Below are 5,663 nucleotides of genomic sequence, written 5' to 3' on the forward strand. Positions count from 1 at the left end.
AGGACCAGACCGCCCCGCTCCTCGAGCACTACCGGAGCCGGGGGCGGCTGCGCGCCGTGGCGGCCGAAGGCGCCATCGAAACGATCCGGAGCGCCATCCGTCGGGCGGTGGAGGCCTGAGCCGTGCTCGACCTCAAATCCCCGCGGGAGATCGAGCTGATGCGCCGGGGCGGGTACGTCCTGGCCGACGTGATGGACCGCCTGCGCGCCACGGTCAAGGCCGGGATGTCGACGCTGGAGATCGACGCGGACGTGGAGGCCTTCATCACGGACCGGGGCGCCAAGCCCGCCTTCAAAGGCTATCGGGGCTTTCCGGCCACGGTGTGCGTCTCGATCAACGAAGAGGTGGTGCACGGGATCCCCTCGCCCCACCGCCGGCTGAAGGAAGGGGACATCGTGGGGCTGGACCTGGGATGCATCGTCGACGGGTACTACGCCGACTGCGCCTTCACCATGGCCGTCGGCGAGATTCCCTCCTCTGTCCAGAATCTCCTCGACGTCACCCGCCAGAGCCTCGAGGCGGCGATCGAGACGTGCCGGCCCGGGCGGCGCCTCTCCGACGTGTCGCACGCCGTCCAGAAGCATGTGGAGGCGCACGGCTTCTCGGTGGTGCGCGCGTTCGTCGGCCACGGCATCGGTCGCGCGCTGCACGAGGAGCCCCAGGTGCCGAACTTCGGTGAGCCCGGTCGCGGGCCTGAGCTGCGCCCCGGCATGGTGCTGGCGATCGAGCCGATGGTGACGATGGGAAGCTGGGAGGTGCGCATCCTCGACGACGGCTGGACGGCCGTCACCAAGGACGGTAGCCTGGCCGCTCACTTTGAGCACACGGTGGCGGTCGGCGAGGACGGGCCCGAGGTGCTGACCCGCCGGCTTTCCTCGGAGAGGGCGGACGTCGCGGCCCCCTCCCAAGCCTCCCCCCCGACGGATGGCGGGGGCAAAGCCCGCGCGCGCACAGGCTCGGGGCGGCGACGCTGAGATGACGAAAGAGGACGCGATCGAGGTGGAGGGGACCGTCGTGGAGCCGCTCCCGAACGCGATGTTCCGGGTCGAGCTGGACAACGGGCACCGGGTGCTGGCCCACGTGAGCGGCAAGATGCGGATGAACTTCATCCGCATCCTCCCGGGCGATCGGGTGAAGGTCGAGCTGTCACCCTACGACCTGACGCGGGGCCGCATCACGTACCGGTTCAAGTAATGTGAGGGGGCCTCGACGGCCCCCTCCCAAACCTCCCCCAGGAGGGGTTGCGGCGGCGAGGCCGCCGCTCGGACCGCTGCTTAATTAATTAAGTGCAGAGCAAACTCGGTCCCGGGCGCGCCTTAGTCTCGGAAGCTCGGAAGACTCTCTCGGGCGTCCGTGGGTGGGCGTCGGACTCGGGATCTCACTGAGGCCTCGCCGACCACGCACTATGGTGCCTGGCGGCCGCTATTCCCCGGCGACCCTGCTCAACAACTTGTCAGTGCGGTGCCGGAACTTGTCACTTCCCGTACCGGTTTTCACTAGGCCCTTCGTCTCGGATGGGAGGGCGCCGGGGTTCCCCATCTCGAATCCCGCGGCATCGGGCGGCTCCCGCCCGCCGCCCGAACGTGGCATGACCCTTGCTCTACCCCGGTGGCTCCGCCGAGCCGGGAGGGCATCGACTGTGAAGCTCCGCCGTTGGGTGCTGGGATGGACGGCCTCAGCCGTCCTGCTCCTCGTCCTCGCGTGTCCGGCCGCCGTCCAGGCGGCGGTCACGGTTCCCAGCGCGCAGTTTCCGACGGTCCAGTCGGCGATCAACGCGGTCCTCGGCGGCGCGCTTCCCAACGGGACCGTCATCAACGTCAAAGCCGGAACGTACCGGGGGGCCCTGGCCGCCAACAACACGGCGAAATCGTTCACCGTGCGGGGCGCCGGGCGGACCCTGACCCGGCTCACCGCGGTCGGGCTCGGCCAGTCGATCCTCTCCATGACGAACGTGACCGGCAGCGTCCGCTTCGAGGCGCTCGCGCTGGTGGGCACCGGCGTCGCCGGGCCGCGGGGTGGCGGCTTCACGCTCGTCCGGGCCTCGCCGACCTTCGTTAACTGCATCATTGAAGGGAATGCGGCGCCCGACGGCGGCGGCGGCATCCTGTTCGCCTCGAATGCCCGTTTCGAGAGCTGCATCATCCGGAACAACCGGGCCTCGCGCTTCGCGGGCGGCGTGCTGATGGTGGCCGGCTCGCGCCCGACCTTCGTGCGGACCCGGATCGAGGGCAACCGCTCCGGCGTGGTCTCCAGCATCGGGAGCGGGGGGGGTGTCCACGCCAATGACAGCTCCCCGACCTTCATCGCCTCGTCCATCACCGGCAATCACTCCAAGTTCGCGGCCGGGGGCCTCTTCCTCATCGGGCAGTTCGGCTCGCCCCGGGGGACGGCGACGCTGGTGATGCAGGACTCGGTGGTGGCGAACAACACGACGAGTCGCTTCAGCCCGAGCAGCAATCCGGCCGAGGGCGGCGGCATCCACATCGAGAACAACGCGATCGCCCGGCTGACGCGGGTCGGGGTTCGAGGGAACGTGGCCAATACCGGCGGCGGGCTGAACAGCTTCCGGGGCCGCTACGAGGTCACGAGCTCGGTGATCGAGTCGAACCAGGCGCTCGACCCCCAGTCGGTGGGCGGGGCCGGTGGCGGCGGCCTCGTGATCGGCGCCATCGTCCTCACGGACTCGGTGGTCCGCAACAACGTCTCTCGGACCGCGGGCGGGCTGGCCGCGGCGGGGCAACCGTCCTGCGGCAGCGGCGGGCCGTGTGCCAGCCTGGTGATGTCGAACTCCCTGGTGGACGGCAACACGTCCACGCGATTGGGCGGCGGCGTCCACGTGGCCCGGGGAACGGGCACGATCCAGCGGAGCCAGGTGTTACGGAACCGCGTCAATGGAGCCGGCGCATTCGGCGGCGGCGTCTTCGTCGCGAATGCCAGCGTCTCGATCACTGACAGCACGATCGCCGACAACAGCACGAGCGCGCTCGGCGGCGGCGTCTTCGTGGACAAGTCGACCGTCAACATCACCCACTCGGTGATCTACCGGAACTCCGCGACCACGTTCGGCGGCGGCCTGTTCGTGAACGGCGGAAGCCCGGCCTCGACGGGGACGGTGAGCCAGAGCATCATCGCCGACAACACGAACTTCCAGATCCACGAGGCGGTCTGTGCGCCGGCGACCGCGCCGTTCCTGACGTACCTCGGCAACACGATCAGCAACCGGGGGGTCTCCGATCTGTACCGGACGACGTGCTTCCCGCCCCGGCCGATCACCACCATCGAGGCCTTCAACGCGCTGCCCCGGTCGGACGGGAACAACTCCAACCCGCCGGTCTTCTCGACGTTCACGGCCACCCCGGCCCTGAGCCCCAGCGTCCTGGCCTGGACCGTGGCCGGAGCCACCACCGTCACCATCTCGGGGGTGGGCCAGGTCAGCGCGCCGACCGGAAGTCACGACGTCTCGCCGCCCTGCACGACCCCCTACGTGCTCACGGCCGACACCTTGAACGGGTCGGTCACCGCGACGGTCCATCAGCGCCGCTGCTAGTTCATGGGAGGGGGCCTCGACGGCCCCCTCCCAAACCTCCCCCAAGAGGGGTTGCGGCGGCGAAGCCGCCGCTCGGACGGCTGCTTCGAAGGACCCCGCACCCGGGGACGGGATGCCGGGTTCTCTGGCATAATGCCGCCTCGGGCCGGCGAGCGGGTGAAGGGTGCTTCGGACGTCGCGGAGGACATCACGATGCGGGCTGACCGACGAGCATCCGTCAGGACGGCGTGGCCTCTCGGTGTCCTTCTTCTGCTGGCGGTCCCCCTGGCCGCCGAGGCGGCGGTCACCGTGCCGAGCCCTCCCTTTCGGACGATCCAGGCCGCGATCAACGCCGTCGTGCGAGGCAGCCTGCCGAACGGCACCCTGATCAACGTCCTGCCGGGGACCTACCGGGAGGCGCTCGTGGTCTCGAGCACCGGGCGCTCGTTCACGGTGCGGGCGGTCCGGGGCGCGGCCCTCACCCGGATCGATGCCACCGGCAAGGGGCAATCCGCCATCACGATCCGGAACGCGAGCGGAGTCATCCGCTTCGAGGGCTTCCTGGTGACCGGCGGCCTGTTCCGGGTGGGCGCGGGCTTCTACATCCAGAACTCGGCCCCGACCTTCGTGAGCTGCATCGTCCAGGGGAATGCCGCCACCGCCGATGGCGGCGGCGGCGCGCTGGTCGGCGCCTCGCCCATCTTCCGGAGCTCCATCATCCGGAACAACCGGGCCGCGCGCTTCGGGGGCGGGCTGGTCATGGTGCTCGGCTCACGCCCCGTCTTCACCAGCACGCGACTCGAGAACAACGAGTCGGGCCGCGACTCCCCGGTCGGGAGCGGCGGGGCCGTGCACGCCAACGACAGCTCGCCGACGTTCATCTCCTCCGTCATCGCCGGGAACCGCTCGAAGTTCGCCGCCGGCGGCATTTTCGTCCTGGGCCAGTTCGGCTCCCCGCGGGGGCCGGCGACCCTGGTCATGCAGGACTCGACGGTGGCCAACAACATCACGAGCCGCTTCAACGCCGCCAGCAACCCGGCCGAGGGGGGCGGCATCCACATCGAGAACAACGCCATCGCCCGGCTGACGCGGGTCGCGGTCCGGGGAAACGTGGCGAACACCGGTGGCGGGCTGAACAACCACCGCGGCGCTCTCGAAGTGACCGGGTCCATCATCGAGACGAATCAGGCGCTCGATCCGCAGGGCGTGACGGGGTTCGGCGGAGGCCTCCACGGCCAGATCATCACGCTGGCCGACACCGTGATTCGCAACAACGTGGCGCGGCTCGGCGGGGGCATCCTGGTGGCCGGGCAGCCGAGCTGCGGCGGTGGCGGCACCTGCGGGAAGCTGACCATCACCGACGCGCTCGTGCTCGGCAACGCCGCTTCCGTCCAGGGCGGCGGAATCCACGTGTCGCGCGGAACGCTCAGCGTCCTGCGGACCCAGGTGTTCCGCAACCGGGTGGCCGGGGCGGCGGACGCGCTCGGCGGCGGCATCCTGGTGAACATGGCCAGCGGGACGATCGCGGATACCGCGATCGTGGAAAACACCTCCACCAATCTGGGCGGGGGGGTGTATCTCAACGAGGCTCCGGTCAACATCACCCGGTCGGTCGTCTACCGGAACTCGGCCGGCGCCCGGGGGGGCGGGCTTGCCGTCTTCGCCGCCAGCGCGCTGGCCGGGACGGTTCAGACGAGCATCCTGGCGGACAACAGCCATTTCCAGATCCACGACGGGGGCTGCCCGCCCACGGCCCCGCTCCTCACGTACCTGAACAACACGATCACCAGCCCGGCCGCCGACCTGTACCAGCCGAGCTGCGATCCTCCCATCCGGAGCATCGCTCAGTTCAACGCGCTGCCCCGGACCGAAGGCAACAACTCGAACGTGCCGAGGTTCGTCTCCTTCGCGGCGGTCCCCGACCTCACCCCGAGCGTGCTCAGCTGGAGCATCGGACGGGCTCGGAGCATCACCATCTCGGGCATCGGGGCCGTGACCGCCCCGACCGGCACCCGCGACGTGTCCCCCCGGTGCACGACGGCCTACGTGCTGAAGGCGGATACCCTGACGGCGCCCGTGACGACAACCGTCCGCGGCCGGGGGTGCTAGATCATGGGAGGGGGCCTCGACGGCCCCC

4 protein-coding genes are annotated in these 5,663 nt (G+C 70.1%); all 4 read left to right on the plus strand.

Going from position 1 to position 5,663, the window contains the following annotated elements; genetic code table 11:
- The first annotated feature begins 122 nt into the window (after positions 1-122).
- The 4 genes from map (at position 123) to VGW35_15905 (ending at position 5,635) form a co-directional block, all read left to right on the plus strand.
- On the plus strand, positions 123-974 hold the full coding sequence (gene map / locus VGW35_15890; protein HEV8309141.1) for a type I methionyl aminopeptidase: 852 nt from the start codon (positions 123-125) through the stop codon (positions 972-974).
- A 1-nt stretch (position 975) separates the two neighbouring features.
- A complete protein-coding gene (gene infA / locus VGW35_15895) occupies positions 976-1,194 on the plus strand; it encodes a translation initiation factor IF-1 (GenBank protein ID HEV8309142.1) in 219 nt (72 codons plus the stop codon).
- Positions 1,195-1,639: 445 nt separating this feature from the next.
- On the plus strand, positions 1,640-3,547 hold the full coding sequence (locus VGW35_15900) for a hypothetical protein (GenBank protein ID HEV8309143.1): 1,908 nt from the start codon (positions 1,640-1,642) through the stop codon (positions 3,545-3,547).
- A 192-nt stretch (positions 3,548-3,739) separates the two neighbouring features.
- Positions 3,740-5,635 (plus strand): hypothetical protein, encoded by a 1,896-nt coding sequence (locus VGW35_15905; GenBank protein HEV8309144.1) that lies wholly within the window; start codon positions 3,740-3,742, stop codon positions 5,633-5,635.
- Positions 5,636-5,663: the final 28 nt, after the last annotated feature.

The sequence above is a fragment of the Candidatus Methylomirabilota bacterium genome, from assembly GCA_036005065.1.
Taxonomy (GTDB): Bacteria; Methylomirabilota; Methylomirabilia; order Rokubacteriales; family DASRDR01; genus DASYQW01.

Coding starts and splice junctions, on each gene's coding strand:
- infA (HEV8309142.1), top strand. CDS start 976: ATGACGAAAGAGGACGCGATCGAGGTGGAGGGGACCGTCGTGGAGCCG.
- VGW35_15905 (HEV8309144.1), top strand. CDS start 3,740: ATGCGGGCTGACCGACGAGCATCCGTCAGGACGGCGTGGCCTCTCGGT.